The 14,063-nt window shown below is 64.0% G+C and carries 14 protein-coding genes and 1 tRNA gene; 12 read left to right on the forward strand and 3 right to left on the reverse strand.

What is annotated here, in order from left to right; all coding sequences use genetic code 11:
* Positions 1–62 precede the first annotated feature (62 nt).
* Positions 63–374, forward strand: coding sequence for a helix-turn-helix transcriptional regulator (locus AB3L03_RS14285; RefSeq protein ID WP_026233807.1), 312 nt, complete (start codon positions 63–65; stop codon positions 372–374).
* Between the two features lie 117 nt (positions 375–491).
* Here AB3L03_RS14285 and AB3L03_RS14290 read toward each other — a convergent pair.
* Positions 492–568, reverse strand: a tRNA-Met gene (locus tag AB3L03_RS14290).
* 312 nt (positions 569–880) lie between these two features.
* Between AB3L03_RS14290 and AB3L03_RS14295 the strand changes: the two genes are divergently transcribed.
* Positions 881–2,338 (forward strand): coniferyl aldehyde dehydrogenase, encoded by a 1,458-nt coding sequence (locus AB3L03_RS14295; protein WP_085361654.1) that lies wholly within the window; start codon positions 881–883, stop codon positions 2,336–2,338.
* A 120-nt stretch (positions 2,339–2,458) separates the two neighbouring features.
* Positions 2,459–4,051 (forward strand): GMC family oxidoreductase, encoded by a 1,593-nt coding sequence (locus tag AB3L03_RS14300; protein WP_085385072.1) that lies wholly within the window; start codon positions 2,459–2,461, stop codon positions 4,049–4,051.
* A gap of 64 nt (positions 4,052–4,115) precedes the next feature.
* Here AB3L03_RS14300 and AB3L03_RS14305 read toward each other — a convergent pair whose 3' ends face one another.
* Positions 4,116–4,877 carry an SDR family oxidoreductase gene (locus AB3L03_RS14305; protein WP_085361656.1) on the reverse strand — a complete coding sequence of 254 codons (762 nt, stop codon included), beginning with the start codon at positions 4,875–4,877 and terminating at the stop codon, positions 4,116–4,118.
* A gap of 118 nt (positions 4,878–4,995) precedes the next feature.
* Between AB3L03_RS14305 and AB3L03_RS14310 the strand changes: the two genes are divergently transcribed.
* The 3 genes from AB3L03_RS14310 (at position 4,996) to AB3L03_RS14320 (ending at position 7,404) form a co-directional block, all read left to right on the forward strand.
* Positions 4,996–5,508 (forward strand): CvpA family protein, encoded by a 513-nt coding sequence (locus AB3L03_RS14310; RefSeq protein WP_018457563.1) that lies wholly within the window; start codon positions 4,996–4,998, stop codon positions 5,506–5,508.
* Between the two features lie 127 nt (positions 5,509–5,635).
* The gene (locus AB3L03_RS14315; protein WP_085361657.1) at positions 5,636–6,418 is read left to right on the forward strand and encodes an SDR family oxidoreductase; all 783 of its coding nucleotides are present in this window, start codon (positions 5,636–5,638) and stop codon (positions 6,416–6,418) included.
* Positions 6,415–7,404 (forward strand): NADPH:quinone reductase, encoded by a 990-nt coding sequence (locus tag AB3L03_RS14320; protein ID WP_085361658.1) that lies wholly within the window; start codon positions 6,415–6,417, stop codon positions 7,402–7,404. The genes AB3L03_RS14315 and AB3L03_RS14320 overlap by 4 nt, the downstream gene beginning before the upstream one ends.
* Positions 7,405–7,416: 12 nt before the next feature.
* Here the strand turns inward: AB3L03_RS14320 and AB3L03_RS14325 are convergent, their stop codons facing one another.
* Complete coding sequence (locus AB3L03_RS14325; RefSeq protein WP_018457565.1) at positions 7,417–7,893, reverse strand: DUF3775 domain-containing protein; 477 nt, start codon at positions 7,891–7,893, stop codon at positions 7,417–7,419.
* A gap of 136 nt (positions 7,894–8,029) precedes the next feature.
* On the opposite strand from AB3L03_RS14325, the gene AB3L03_RS14330 reads away from it, so the two are divergent.
* From AB3L03_RS14330 to AB3L03_RS14355, 6 genes are all read left to right on the forward strand, one after another.
* Positions 8,030–8,878 carry an MBL fold metallo-hydrolase gene (locus tag AB3L03_RS14330; protein ID WP_026233400.1) on the forward strand — a complete coding sequence of 283 codons (849 nt, stop codon included), beginning with the start codon at positions 8,030–8,032 and terminating at the stop codon, positions 8,876–8,878.
* A gap of 128 nt (positions 8,879–9,006) precedes the next feature.
* The gene (locus AB3L03_RS14335) at positions 9,007–9,849 is read left to right on the forward strand and encodes a fumarylacetoacetate hydrolase family protein (RefSeq protein WP_085361660.1); all 843 of its coding nucleotides are present in this window, start codon (positions 9,007–9,009) and stop codon (positions 9,847–9,849) included.
* Between the two features lie 156 nt (positions 9,850–10,005).
* A complete protein-coding gene (locus AB3L03_RS14340; protein ID WP_018457568.1) occupies positions 10,006–10,617 on the forward strand; it encodes a glutathione S-transferase family protein in 612 nt (203 codons plus the stop codon).
* A 25-nt stretch (positions 10,618–10,642) separates the two neighbouring features.
* Positions 10,643–11,836 (forward strand): serine hydrolase domain-containing protein, encoded by a 1,194-nt coding sequence (locus AB3L03_RS14345; protein WP_368508823.1) that lies wholly within the window; start codon positions 10,643–10,645, stop codon positions 11,834–11,836.
* 16 nt (positions 11,837–11,852) lie between these two features.
* Positions 11,853–12,722: an MBL fold metallo-hydrolase gene (locus AB3L03_RS14350; RefSeq protein ID WP_368508824.1), complete on the forward strand. Its 870-nt coding sequence runs from the start codon at positions 11,853–11,855 to the stop codon at positions 12,720–12,722.
* A gap of 134 nt (positions 12,723–12,856) precedes the next feature.
* Positions 12,857–14,008, forward strand: coding sequence for an alpha/beta fold hydrolase (locus tag AB3L03_RS14355; protein ID WP_204513239.1), 1,152 nt, complete (start codon positions 12,857–12,859; stop codon positions 14,006–14,008).
* The last annotated feature ends 55 nt before the right edge of the window (positions 14,009–14,063 follow it).

The following is a 14,063-nucleotide window of genomic DNA, read 5'->3' on the forward strand; positions in this document are numbered from 1 at the left end:
ATTCAATAGTTCAATACTAGTGAACTATTGAATGAGTTCAAGGGAGGTGCTATATTTTGTGCATGGTGCAGTTCGTTCACCCATCGCGGAGCGAGATTTCACTGGCTGGGGTGCTGGGAGCGCTCGCGGACCCTATGCGGCTGCGGATCGTCAAAAGCCTGGCCGCACAGAGTGATTGCATGTCGTGCACCGAGGCGGCGCCCTGCCCTGACATGGCGAAGTCGACCCTGTCGAACCATTTTCGCATCCTGCGCGAGGCCGGCCTGATCCGGACGTCAAAGCAAGGCGTCCAGCACCGCAATGTCCTGCGCGAGGAGGACATCAACGCGCGGTTTCCGAAGTTGCTGAAGATGATCCTGAGCTATCCGGAGTGAGCCGTTCCCCCACTCTTGCGCAAGGTGCGACCGACGTTTCCACCGGAGCGCGGCCAAAACAAAAATGGCCCGCGTGAAGCGGGCCATTTTCGGATCGGGACCGGTAAGGTCCGAACTTGGTTGCGGGGATAGGATTTGAACCTATGACCTTCAGGTTATGAGCCTGACGAGCTACCGGGCTGCTCCACCCCGCGTTAACCGTTGCTTTGCCTTCGTGAAAGCGCCGGGGACGGTGAATGAAGGGCCGGCGCTGTTCGCGTGGCTTGCTTCGTCCGTCCCGAAGGCTTCCTTGGAAGGCAACCCCGGGCAAAGCCCGTTGGGTGCGGGCGGTATGTACCAACCCGGGGTGCCTTTGGAAAGGGCTGTGGGGACGTTTTTTTCGACTTTATGACAGCGCGGTGGACGAATTTGCAGCCTATTTGGCCGGCCCTTGCCAGAAGTTCCACAAGGGGCCAGCTTGCGGCAACAAAACCAGGCGGAAACGCCACTTAATGGGGGAGAACGCCATGGACCACGCCTTGGATCGCCCCTCAGATCGCCCCCCGCCGAGCGCCCCGCTTCGGGGCCTCGAAGACGCCTTCCATGCCATGGTCGAGCGGTCGCGGGCCGAGCCGGCGCCTGGCCTCGCCGAGCGGCTCGACCGGCTGGCGCGGTTGCGCACTGTCGTCGCCGACAACGAGGAGCGCTTCCGGCAGGCGATCTCGGCCGATTTCGGTCACCGCTGCGCGGTCGAGACCAATATCGCCGAGACCATGATGGTGTTCTCCGAGATCCGTCATGCCACCAAGCACCTCAAGAGCTGGATGGCGCCGCAGCGCGTTTCGACGGCGCTGCAATTCCTGCCCGCGCGCAACCGGCTGATGCCGCAGCCGCTCGGCGTCGTCGGCGTCATCGCGCCCTGGAATTATCCGCTGCAGCTGACGCTCGCGCCCGCCATCGGCGCGCTCGCCGCCGGCAACCGCGTCATCATCAAGCCGAGCGAGCTCGTGCCGCATTTCTCAGCGCTGCTGAAGGAGACGGTCGCCGCGCGGTTCGACGCTGCGGAATTGCTCGTCACCGGCGTCGAAGACGAGGTCGCAAAGGCCTTCGCGCATCTGCCGTTCGATCATCTCGTGTTCACCGGCTCGACCCGGGTGGGGCGGCTGGTGGCGGAGGCCGCGGGGCGTAACCTGACGCCCGTCACACTCGAGCTCGGCGGCAAGTCGCCTGTTATCATCGACGCCTCGGCCGACCTCGAAGAGGCCGCCGAGCGCATCGCCTACGGCAAGCTGCTCAATGCCGGGCAGACCTGCATCGCGCCGGACTATGTGCTGGTGCCCGAGCGCGCGTTGCAGGCCTTCGCCGAAAAAGTTCGCGCGCAGATGCGGCGCATGTACGGCACCGATCCCGCCAACAAGGATTACACCTCCGTGATCTCCGACCGGCATTATGCGCGGCTGGAAAATCTCGTCGCGGATGCGGCAGGCCGCGGCGCAAAGATCCTGCAGCCGGCGGAACCGGACGATCCCAACTGGAAGGCGCACCGCAAATTCCCGCCGACGCTGATCGTGGGCGCAACCGAAGACATGGCGGTGATGCAGGAGGAGATTTTCGGCCCCGTACTGCCCGTGCTCGGCTATCGCGAACCGGCCGATGCCATCGCCTTCGTCAACGCCAGCGACCGGCCGCTGGCGCTGTACTGGTTCGGCAAGGACCGCGTTGCGCGCGACGAGGTGCTGGCGCGCACCGTCTCCGGCGGCGTCACCATCAACGACTGCCTGTTCCACTTCGCGCAGATCAACCAGCCGATGGGCGGCGTCGGCGCATCCGGCACCGGCGCCTATCATGGCGAATGGGGCTTTCGCACGTTCAGCAAGCTGAAGCCGGTGTTCTATCGCTCGAAATTCAACCGCCTCGCCGACCTCTATCCACCCTATGGCGGCAAGATCGCGCGGCTGGAGAAGATGATGCGATTCATGTCGTAGGTTTCAGCACCTGTCATTGCGAGCGCAGCGAAGCAATCCAGAATCCCTCCGCGGCAAAGGTCTGGATTGCTTCGCTTGCGCTCGCAATGACGGAAAGAATGAATGCAGGGGGAAACATCAGTGACGGACACATTCGATTTCGTCGTCGTGGGCGCGGGCTCCGGCGGCTGCGCGGTGGCGGGGCGGCTGTCGGAGGATGCGGGGACATCCGTGGCGCTGCTCGATGCCGGCGGTCGGAACGACAATTGGCGGATCACCACGCCGTTCGGACTGGCTTTGCCATACAAGGCGGCGAACTGGGGTTTCGATACCGTGCCGCAGAAGGGATTGAACGGCCGGATCGGCTATCAACCGCGCGGCAAGGGACTCGGCGGATCCTCGGCGATCAACGCCATGGTCTATATCCGCGGCAACAAATGGGACTACGACCACTGGGCCTCGCTCGGCAATGCCGGCTGGTCATATGCGGACGTGCTGCCCTATTTCAAGCGCTCGGAGAACAACGCCGATTTCGACGGCGCCTATCATGGCAAGGGCGGCCCGCTGCATGTCAACAGACTGCGCGCGGACAATCCGATCCACGACATCTTCCATCAGGCCGCCCGCGAGGCGCAGTTCCGCATCCGCGAGGACTTCAATGAAGAGGATCACGAAGGGCTCGGCAGCTACCAGGTGACCCAGCACAATGGTGAGCGCTGGAGCGCGGCGCGCGCCTATCTGCATCCCCACATGGACAAGCGCGCCAATCTGCGTGTCGAGACGCAGGCGCATGCCACGCGCATCCTGTTCGAAAGTGGGCGCGCGGTCGGCATCGAATATGTCCAGGGCAAGCAGACAAAGAAGCTACGCGCCCGTCGCGAGGTGATCCTCGCCTCCGGCGCCTTCCAGTCACCGCAATTGCTGATGCTGTCGGGCATAGGCGACGGCAAGGCGCTTGCCGCCCACGGGATCGACGTCGTGCATCATTTGCCGGGCGTAGGACGCAATCTGCAGGATCATCCGGATTTCGTGTTCGTCTACGCCTCCGACTATCCACACTTCGTCCATTCGTCGCTCGGCCGGCTACCATCCCTGCTCCGCGCCATCCAACGATACCGCCGGGAGCGGCGCGGCCTGATGACCACCAATTTCGCCGAGTGTGGCGGCTTCCTGAAGACCCGGGCCGACCTCGATGTGCCCGACATCCAGCTGCACTTCATCATCGCGACGCTCGACGACCACGGCCGCAAGAAGCACAAGGAGGCGGGCTTCTCGTGCCATGTCTGCCTGTTGCGGCCGAAGAGCCGTGGCAGCGTCTGGCTGAAAAGCGCCGATCCGCTGGCAGCGCCGCTGATCGATCCGAATTTCTTGGGCGAGGCGGAGGATCTCGAGACGATGGTCGCGGGCTTCAAGACGACGCGAAGGCTGATGGAGACGCCCGCGATGCGCGCGTTGCAGAAGAAGGACATGTTCACGTCCGATGTGAGAACGGACGACGATATCCGCGCCATCCTGCGCGCGCGTGTCGACACCGTCTATCACCCCGTCGGCACCTGCAAGATGGGCACCGACGCGATGGCCGTGGTCGATCCGGCGCTGAAGGTGCACGGCGTGGAAGGTCTGCGCGTCGTCGACGCCTCGATCATGCCGACACTGATCGGCGGCAACACCAATGCGCCGGCGATCATGATCGGCGAGAAGGCGGCGGATATGATCAGGGGCGAGATGCGGTGACTCTACCTCGTCGTCCCGGCCTAGTGCGCAATTGCGCATGGGGGGCTGGGACGATAGCAGCTTCTCAATTCAGCAAGAACCCGCCGTCCACCGTCACCACACTGCCCGTCATGTACCGCGAGGCCTTCGAGGCCAGCAGCAGGATCGCGCCGTCGAGATCGGACTCGGCGCCGATGCGGCGCTGGGGAATGCGCTCGGTCAGGCGCTCGCCCGGCGGCGTCGCCCAGAACGCGTGGTTCATCTCGGTGTCGATGTAGCCGGGTGCCAGCGCGTTGACGCGGATGTTCTGCCCCGCAAGCTCCAGCGCCATCGCTTTGGTCGCCTGGATGATGCCGGCCTTGGAGATCGCGTAAGGCGACACCGCCTTCAGCACGCCGGTGCCGAGCACGGAGGCGATGTTGACGATGTTGCCTGCCTGCTTGCGCGCGATCATGCGGCGCGCGATCTCGGTCGCGAGGAAATAGGCGCCCTTGAGATTGGCGCCCATCACCGCGTCCCAATCGGCCTCGGTCTGCTCGGTCGCGAGCTTTTCGATCGCGATGCCAGCATTGTTGATCAGCACCGTGACCGGGCCGAGCGCGGCTTCCGTGGCATCGACGGCCCTGGCGATCGATGCGATGTCGGTGACGTCGAGCGCGACGGCGGCGGCGCGGCCGCCCTTGCCGCGGATCTCGTCTTCCAGGCTCTTCAGCTTGTCGGTCTGCCGCGCCGCGAGCGCGACGGCCGCGCCATGTGCCGCCAACACCCGGGCAAATTGCCGCCCCAAGCCCTGGCTCGCACCTGTGACGAGGATGGTTTCTCGACTGACGTCGAATAGGTCTGACATTGGGCGCGTCCCTGAGCTTTGGGGTCATCGGTTTTGGCCATCAATACAGACGATTTTAACGATCTGAAACCGGAATGATCGGTTCTGCGTTCACTCGTTCCATGGCAGGCTCCCGCGCATGAACAGTTTCGATCTCGCCGTCTATGCGGCGCTCGCCATCGCGATCGGCTTCGGTTTCAGGACCGGCCTGCTCGGCAGCGCCATGACGATCCTGGCCTATCTCCTCGCCGCCCCCATCGCGGTTGCGCTGATGCCGCTGATCGTCCCGCAGGTCGCGGGCAATCCGAATGCGCCGCTGCTGCAGAACTGGATCTGGTTCTTCGGCATCTTCGTGGTGGTCGGCATGCTGTTTGGACATCTCGGCCGGCTGGCGCTGAGCGACACGATACGCGACGCCGGCATCGGCGACCGCCTCGGCGGCGCCGCGCTCGGCGCCATCAGGGTCGGCCTCGTCGCCACCACCTTGGTGCTGGTGTTCGACCAGATCGTGCCGGCCAACCGGCAGCCGCCGTTCCTCGCCGGTTCGCATCTGCGGCCGCTGTTCTCGACGGTCGGCCAGATGGGCTTCAAGTCGCTGCCGCCGGAGGCGGCCTCCGCGATCGACCGTCTCAAGCAGGAGCGGCGCATCTGATGAGGCGCATTTGCATCGCCGCGCAAGCGTGCATGCATTTTGATGCGAGCCAATCCCTTATCAGCGGCGCCAAGGTTGGCTAGAATAGCGGCTCTAAAAACCTGCCTGACATTACGGGAGTGAAACAGTGGATCTTGGGATCAAAGGCCGCCGCGCCATCGTCTGCGCATCCAGCAAAGGCCTCGGACGCGCCTGCGCCATCTCGCTGGCCGAGGCCGGCGTTCACGTCACGCTGACCGCGCGCGGCGCCGAGGCCCTGAAGAAGACGGCCGACGACATCCGCAAGGCCTATCCTGGTGTGACCGTCACCGAGATCGTCGGCGACATCACGACGCCGGCGGGCCGCGAGGCGGTGCTGAAGGCCTGCCCCGAGCCGGATATCCTGATCAACAATGCCGGCGGACCTCCGCCCGGCGATTTCCGCAACTGGACCCGCGACGACTGGATCAAGGCAATCGATGCCAACATGCTGACCCCGATCGAGCTGATCAAGTCGACGGTGGACGGCATGATGGCCCGCAAGTTCGGCCGCATCGTCAACATCACCTCGGCGGCGGTGAAGGCGCCGATCGACATCCTCGGTCTCTCCAACGGCGCGCGCGCCGGCCTCACCGGCTTCATCGCCGGCCTCTCGCGCAAGACCGTGATCAACAACGTCACCATCAACGGCCTGCTGCCGGGCCCGTTTGAGACCGATCGCCTGCGCAGCACCGCGAAGGGGGAATCCGAGAAGCGCGGCATCACGCCGGACCAGGTTCTGGCCGAGCGCGCCAAGCTCAATCCCGCGGGCCGCTTCGGCGATCCCGAGGAGTTCGGCTACGCCTGCGCATTCCTGTGCGGCGCCAAGGCCGGCTTCATCACCGGGCAGAACCTTCTGCTCGATGGCGGTGCCTTCCCGGGAACGCTGTGAGGGCGGTCTGGTACGAGGAGACAGGACCGGCGGCGGACGTCCTCACCTATGGTGAGATGGCCACGCCGGTCGCAGGTCCAGGCGAAGTTCGTATTCGCCTGGAAGCCTCCGGCGTCAATCCGGCCGATGTCGGCCGGCGCGGGGGCGGCTATCGCGCCAAGGAATTTTCGCGCGTCATTCCGAACAGCGATGGCGCGGGCTTTATCGACCAGATCGGCGATGGCGCGACGCGGTTCAAGATCGGCGACAGGGTCTGGCTGTTCAACGGCCAGCGCAACGGCCGCGCCTTTGGCACCGCGGCCGAATATATCGCGCTTGCCGAGCATCTGGTGACGCCGTTGCCGGACAATCTCTCTTTTGCGCAAGGCGCGACGCTGGGCATTCCCGCAATGACGGCGTGGTGCTCCCTGTTTGCGGACGGGCCGATCGTCGGCAAGTCGGTGCTGGTCACCGGCGGCGCGGGTGCAGTCGGGCATTACGCCGTGCAACTCGCGAAATGGGGCGGCGCGCAGGTGATCGCGACCGTCAGCTCGGCGATAAAAGGCGAGCATGCGCGACAAGCCGGTGCCGATCTCGTGGTCAATTACAGGGACGAAGATGTCGTTGCCAAGGCCATGGCCTTCACCGGCGGACGCGGGGTCGACCAATTGGTCGATGTCGATTTCGGCGGCAACATCGCGACGACCCTGAAATTGATGGCCATGAATTCGACAATCGCGGTCTACGCCACGAACGGCAACCGCACGCCGACCGTGCCGATGCGCGAGCTGATGGAGAAGTGCATTACGCTCCGCTCGCTCGTCTTGTTCGCGCTGCCGCCGGCGCTGCTTGCGGCGGCGCAGGCCGACATCTCGAAATGGCTGGCAGCGGGGCCGCGAATCCACAATGTCGCGGCGCAGTTTGCGCTGTCGGAGACGGCGCAGGCCCATGTCGCCGTCGAGAAAGGCGACAAGCTCGGCACCGTGGTGGTCGACTGCGCGCGCTGATATCGGCCGGAATCACCGCTGCTTGGTGATCTCGTCTTCGTCCCGCTGGCTTGGAGCGGATGAATCGGCCACCAGGTCTCCGTCGGTCCAGTCGACGCCGAATTCATCGAGCCCGTCGGCGAGCAGATCGCCCAGCATCGGCTCACCGAGCAGATAATGCGCCGTCTCGCGCCGGGGACTGCGATACTCCGCGCGTGCCTCCACGGCGCGTGCGCGCAAATCGTCCCAATCGTCGATCGTGCCGTCGCCGCGGCCGAGCCAGGTCAGCGCGACGAGATCGATCTGCTCGTCCTCGTTCATGGCCACGATGAAACTTCCGAGTTCGTTGACGACCGGATCGGAGCCGTCATCCTCGAGGACGTCGACCGCATCGTCATCAGTCGCATTCGAGCCGGAATCCGGATCGGAATCCGCCTGCTTGACGTCGAATTCACGCGCCTTTTCGATGATGAAGGCGACCTTCTCCGCGGAAATCGCAAGCTCTGGCATGGCTGGCCCTTTGTCTTTCCCTGGGTTCCCGCGATAACGCCGCACGGCGTCAGATGATCCATTGCGCCTGAGGGCGAAACTGCGCATGTTCCCCCGCAAAGCAAGAACATCAAACAAGAACATGGGGATGCGCCGGATGCAGTGGAAAGTCGGCAGGGTCAAGATCACCAAACTCGTCGAGATGGAGACGGTGGGTTCAACCCGCTTCATCCTCCCGGCAGCAACCAACGATGAAATCCGGAAGCTGCCCTGGCTGATCCCGCATTTCGCCACGGAAGAAGGCCGGCTGAAAATGTCGATCCATTCGCTGGTGCTCGAAACTCCTTCGCGCCGCATCGTGGTCGATACCGGACTTGGCAACGACAAGCAGGGCCGCAACGTCCCGACCTGGAACAATCGCACCACACCATTCCTGGAGACGATGATTGCGGCGGGCTTTCCGCCCGACAGCATCGATACCGTGCTGTGCACGCATCTTCATGTCGATCATGTCGGCTGGAACACGAAATGGGTCGACGGCAAATGGGTGCCGAGCTTCCCCAACGCGCGCTACGTCTTCGGCAAGACCGAATACCAGCACTGGCGCGACCACTCCACCGAGCCGGACAAGCAGGCCGTGTTTGTCGATTCCGTGAAGCCGATCGTCGATGCCGGCCGGGCGGAGTTGGTCGCGAGCGACCACCGGCTCAGCGAGGAGATCAGCATGATCCCAACCCCCGGCCACAGCCCCGGGCATATGAGCGTTCTGATCCGGTCGGACGGCGAGCAGGGACTGCTGACGGGCGACGTCGCCCATCATCCCTGCCAGATGGCGCATCTCGGCTGGTCCTCGAACGCGGATTCCGATCAGAGCCAATCTGCCGCGACGCGGCGCGAATTGTTCGGCCGGTTTGCCGACACCCCGACGCTGGTGATCGGCGGGCACTTTTCGGCCGGGCACATCAAGCGGGATGGGGACGCATTCAGGTTCGAGGCGCTGGCCTAGTCTCGTGCCCCGGACGAACCTCCCGAATCGAGAGGGCTGCAATGCGCCCTCTTTGAGCGGTTGAATTTCCCGCCGCCCTGTTCCATGAAGCTGTTTAACCGATCGGTCCATTCCAGGGAGAAACGAGAATGAAGCTTGTTCGTTATGGCGAGAAGGGTGCGGAAAAGCCCGGCCTGATCGACAAATCCGGCCAGTTGCGGGACCTGTCGGCGCATGTGAAGGACCTGACCGGCGAGGCCTATTCGCCCGAGAGCCTGAAGAAGCTGGCGGCGCTCGATCCGGCCTCGCTGCCCGCCGTCTCCGGCAAGCCGCGGTTCGGCGCCCCCGTTATCGGCATGTCGAAATTCGTGGCGATCGGCCTCAACTACAGCGACCACGCCAAGGAGACCGGCGCGGAAATCCCGAGCGAGCCGATCATTTTCATGAAGGCCAACACCTCGCTGTCCGGCCCGAACGACGCCATCGAGAAGCCGCGCGGCTCGACCAAGCTCGACTGGGAGGTCGAGATCGCCGCGATCATCGGCACGCGCGCAAAATACGTTTCGGAAGCCGACGCGCTCAACCACGTCGCCGGCTACTGCGTCTGCAACGACGTCTCCGAGCGCGCCTTCCAGATCGAGCGCCTGGGTCAGTGGACCAAGGGCAAGTCGCACGACACGTTCGGCCCGCTCGGTCCCTGGCTCGCCACCAAGGACGAGATCAAGGACGTGCAGAACCTGCCGATGTGGCTCGACGTGAACGGCCAGCGCCGTCAGACCGGCTCGACCAAGACCATGATCTTCTCGATGGCCAAGTGCATCTCCTATGTCTCGCAGTTCATGACGCTGCTGCCGGGCGACATCATCACGACAGGCACCCCGCCCGGCGTCGGCCTCGGCATGAAGCCGCCGACCTTCCTCAATGTCGGCGACGTCATCACGCTCGGCATCGAGGGCCTCGGCGAGCAGCGCCAGGAGATCGTCGCGGCGTAAGCCGCGGCCAGCGCACACTCGTCGTCATGCCCGGGCTTGTCCCGGGCATCCACGTCTCACAGTCTATCCACGCGGACGCGCGTGGATGGCCGGGTCAAGCCCGGCCATGACGGACGAGACACCATTTGCTCAAGACCGATCGCAGGGAATTGTCCCATGAAGCTCACCTTCTCCCCCGCCTCGCCCTTTGCCCGCAAGGTGCGCATCGCCGCGATCGAGCTCGGGCTGATCGACAAGATCGAACTCACGCCGGCGAGCGTCGCGCCCGGCACGGCCAACGAGGACTATTCACGCATCACGCCGCTGAAAAAGCTGCCGGTGCTGATCACCAATGACGGCGACGTCATCCTGGACTCGTATGTCATCGTCGAATATCTCAATGAGATGGCCGGCGGCAGCCTGATCCCCGATTACGGTCCGCGGCGCTGGAAGGCCAAGACCAATCATTCCCTGATCAACGGCATGCTCGATTCCATGCTGCTGTGCCGCTACGAGAAGATGGTGCGGCCGCAGGGCCTGCAATGGCAGGCGTGGTCGGACGACCATTGGAACCGGGCCTGGACCGGCATGGCGCGCTTCGAGAACATGCCCGATGTCCTCAACGGTCCGTTCGACATCTCGCAGATCGGCCTCGTCTGCGTGCTCGGCTATGCCGACTTCCGCTTCGCCGATTGCGGCTGGCGCAAGGCCTATCCGAAGCTCGACGCGTTCCACCAGAAAATGCTGGAGCGGCCCTCCGTGAAGATCTCAGTGCCGCCAGCGGCGTAGTATCGCGACGGCGGGGAGAAGGATGATGCTCGATCGCTTCCCCCGCCTCGGCATTCTCGGCGCGAGCCTCATGCTCGCGTTGACCGTCTCAACCACTTCCGTGCAAGCCGACGGCATGGTGCCTGGACAGCGAAACCTCGCCTGCGAACCGCCATCGTCAACCGACGACGGCTGGATGACTGCGTCGCCCGACAGCGTCGGCATGGACGGCGCGCAACTTTGCGGCATCGCCGCCCGACTCGGGCAACGCGCGACTTCGGTCCATTCGGTTGTCGTCGCGCGCCACGGCAAGCTCGTCTTCGAGCAATACTTCGCCGGCTACGACCAACCCTGGGGACAACCGGAAGGCCAGCGCGAATTCACCGCGACGACGAAGCACGACATCCGTTCGGCATCGAAGAGCATCGTTTCGCTGCTCGTCGGCATCGCGATCGATCGCAAGCTGATCGAAGGCGTCGACGAGCCTGTGCTCAAGTTCTTCCCCGATCATCAGGCGGTGAAGCAAGCGGGCTGGGAGGCCATCACGCTGCGCCATCTGCTGACGATGTCCTCGGGAATGAAATGGGACGAGGCGCGAGCATGGACCGATCCGAACAACGACGAGCCGCATCTCACCTTTGAAGCCGATCCGATCAGCTATGTGCTCGCAAGACCGATCGCCGCACCGCCGGATGTACTCTGGACCTATAATGGCGGCGGGACTGAACTGCTCGGCAACATCCTCGAACGCGTCTCGGGCAAGCCGCTAGAGACGTTTGCGCGCGAGGTGCTGTTCCAGCCGCTCGGGATCACCGATTTCGAGTGGAAGGCCTACCCGAAGAACGGCAAGATCGCGGCGGCCGCCGGCCTGCGCTTGCGTCCGCGAGATGCCGCCAAGCTCGGCCAGCTCGTGCTCGATCGCGGCCAGTGGAACGGCCAACAAATCGTCTCGGCCTATTGGATTGCACAATCGATCGCGCCGCGCTTCCAGGCGATCGGCTATTTCGGCGGCACGCTGTTCTACGGCTATCAATGGTGGATGGGCCGCTCGCTGGCCGGCGGGATGGAAATCAAATGGGTTGGCGCCTTCGGCTGGGGCGGACAACGCATTTTCATCGTGCCTGAGCTTGACCTCGTCATGATGACCACCGCTGCCCAATACGGCCAGCCGAAGGAAGGGCTGGCCGCGATCGACGTCCTCTCCAACATCGTCATTCCGTCCGTGCGTGACGCACGCTGAGTGCAAGGAAGCGAGCATGAGCCTGAAATACGCGGTCGGCGATCTCACCATCCATCGCATCATCGAGCAGGAAACCTCGTTCGTCCCGGCGCTGGAGATGTTGCCGGGGCTGACACCGGAGCTGCTGGCCGAGAACCGCGCGTGGATGAGGGAGGCGAAAGCCCTGGATGACAGCGACACATTGATGCTGTGCTTCCAGTCCTATGTGATCAAGACGCCGCACCACACCATTCTGGTCGACAGCTGCATCGGCAACGACAAGCCGCGGCCGCAGCGCCCGAAATGGAACATGAAGACCGACGACACCTATCTGCGCGGACTCAACGCTGCCGGATTCTCGCCTCACGACATCGACTTCGTGATGTGCACGCATCTGCATGTCGATCACGTCGGCTGGAACACGCGTCTGGAGAACGGCCGCTGGGTGCCGACCTTCCCGAAAGCGCGCTACGTCTTCGCCAAGCAGGAGTTCGATCATTGGACCGAGCAGAACGCGAAGGCGGAGGTGCCGCCCTTCGCCGACAGCGTGCTGCCGGTGGTCGAGGCCAAACGCCACGAGCTTGTCGGCAACGATCACCAGATCGGCGACCACGTTCGTATTCTGCCGACGCCGGGCCACACGCCGGGCCATATCGCCATCACGATGGGCCACGGCAGGGATGACGCCGTGTTCTCCGGCGACCTCATGCACTCGCCGTTGCAGACGCTCTATCCGGAGCTGTCGGTCAAGTTCGACCTCGATCAGGCCAAGGCGGCAACGACGCGCCGCAGCTTCCTGGAACGCTGTTGCGATACCGACACGTTGTGCTGCACCGCGCATTTCCCCTCGCCGTCCGTTGGGAATATCCGGCGCAAGGGCAGTGGCTTCGTATGCGCGGCGGTGTAGTCGAATGGCGCAATCGTAGGGTGGGCAAAGCGAAGCGTGCCCACCATGCCAAACGCGTTGTAGAATGATGGTGGGCACGGCGCGCGAAGCGCGCCTTTGCCCACCTTACGATTCCACCCGTGTGGAGAAAGCAAATGACAATGCTCCCCGACATCCCGCTCCCCGCCGGCATCCGCTCACGCTATGTCGACGATATCAACGGCCTGCGCATGCATGTGCTGGAGGCCGGCTTCGAGACCAAGGGGCGGCCCTGCACCCTGCTGCTGCACGGCTTTCCCGAGCTTGCCTTCTCCTGGCGAAAGGTGATGCCGGCGCTGAGCTCGGCTGGCTATCACGTGATCGCGCCGGACCAGCGCGGCTATGGCCGGACGACGGGATGGAGCGCGGAGTATGACGGCGATCTCGCGCCCTTTTCGCTCTTCAACCTGGTGCGGGATGCGCTCGGGCTGGTGTCGGCGTTCGGCTACAGGCAAGTCGACGTGGTCGGACATGATTTCGGCAGCCCAGTCGCGGCCTGGTGCGCGCTGATGCGGCCCGACGTATTTCGTTCGGTGACGATGATGAGCGCGCCATTCGGCGGAGCGCCGCCGCTGCCGTTCAACACGGTCGACACGCCGGTAAAGCCAGCGGCCGAAGACCCCGTGCATCGCGAGCTCGCCGCCTTGCCGCGTCCACGCAAGCATTATCAATGGTACTATGCGACACGCCCGGCCAATGCCGACATGCACCGCGCGCCACAGGGCGTGCATGATTTCCTGCGCGCCTACTATCATCACAAGAGCGCGGACTGGACCGACAACAAGCCATATCCGCTGAAATCCTGGTCGGCGAACGAGCTTGCGAAGCTGCCGACCTATTATGTGATGGACCTGAACGAGACCATGGCCGAGACGGTCGCGAAGGAGATGCCCTCGCAGGCCGCAATCGCCGCCAATCAATGGCTGCCCGACCGCGAGCTCGGCTACTACGGCGCCGAATATGGCCGCACTGGATTCCAGGGCGGCCTGCAATGGTACCGCTGCGGCACATCGGGCGCATTCAACAGCCAGCTCCAATTGCTGGCCGGCCGCAACATCGACATCCCCTCCTGCTTCATCTCGGGCAAGCAGGATTGGGGCACCTATCAGCGTCCCGGCGTATTCGAGGCCATGCAGGCGCGGGCCTGCACGAAGCTGCTGGGCTGCCACCTCGTCGATGGCGCCGGTCACTGGGTGCAGCAGGAGCAGCCGGCCGAGGTGAGCCGCCTGCTGCTCGATTTCCTGGCGAAGAGCCGCGGCGTGGTTTGACCCGGGAACCCAAGCGCCCTATATAGTTTAGAATTATTCTAAACTAATCAGACAG

The organism is Bradyrhizobium lupini (assembly GCF_040939785.1).
Classification (GTDB): domain Bacteria; phylum Pseudomonadota; class Alphaproteobacteria; order Rhizobiales; family Xanthobacteraceae; genus Bradyrhizobium; species Bradyrhizobium canariense_D.

What these genes read in the sequence shown, in the direction of transcription:
- AB3L03_RS14350 (WP_368508824.1), top strand. Translation starts at nt 11,853, where the DNA reads ATGAGCCTGAAATACGCGGTCGGCGATCTCACCATCCATCGCATCATC.
- AB3L03_RS14295 (WP_085361654.1), top strand. Translation starts at nt 881, where the DNA reads ATGGACCACGCCTTGGATCGCCCCTCAGATCGCCCCCCGCCGAGCGCC.
- AB3L03_RS14285 (WP_026233807.1), top strand. Translation starts at nt 63, where the DNA reads ATGGTGCAGTTCGTTCACCCATCGCGGAGCGAGATTTCACTGGCTGGG.
- AB3L03_RS14345 (WP_368508823.1), top strand. Translation starts at nt 10,643, where the DNA reads ATGCTCGATCGCTTCCCCCGCCTCGGCATTCTCGGCGCGAGCCTCATG.
- AB3L03_RS14340 (WP_018457568.1), top strand. Translation starts at nt 10,006, where the DNA reads ATGAAGCTCACCTTCTCCCCCGCCTCGCCCTTTGCCCGCAAGGTGCGC.
- AB3L03_RS14330 (WP_026233400.1), top strand. Translation starts at nt 8,030, where the DNA reads ATGCAGTGGAAAGTCGGCAGGGTCAAGATCACCAAACTCGTCGAGATG.
- AB3L03_RS14305 (WP_085361656.1), bottom strand. Translation starts at nt 4,877, where the DNA reads ATGTCAGACCTATTCGACGTCAGTCGAGAAACCATCCTCGTCACAGGT.
- AB3L03_RS14335 (WP_085361660.1), top strand. Translation starts at nt 9,007, where the DNA reads ATGAAGCTTGTTCGTTATGGCGAGAAGGGTGCGGAAAAGCCCGGCCTG.
- AB3L03_RS14325 (WP_018457565.1), bottom strand. Translation starts at nt 7,893, where the DNA reads ATGCCAGAGCTTGCGATTTCCGCGGAGAAGGTCGCCTTCATCATCGAA.
- AB3L03_RS14310 (WP_018457563.1), top strand. Translation starts at nt 4,996, where the DNA reads ATGAACAGTTTCGATCTCGCCGTCTATGCGGCGCTCGCCATCGCGATC.
- AB3L03_RS14355 (WP_204513239.1), top strand. Translation starts at nt 12,857, where the DNA reads ATGACAATGCTCCCCGACATCCCGCTCCCCGCCGGCATCCGCTCACGC.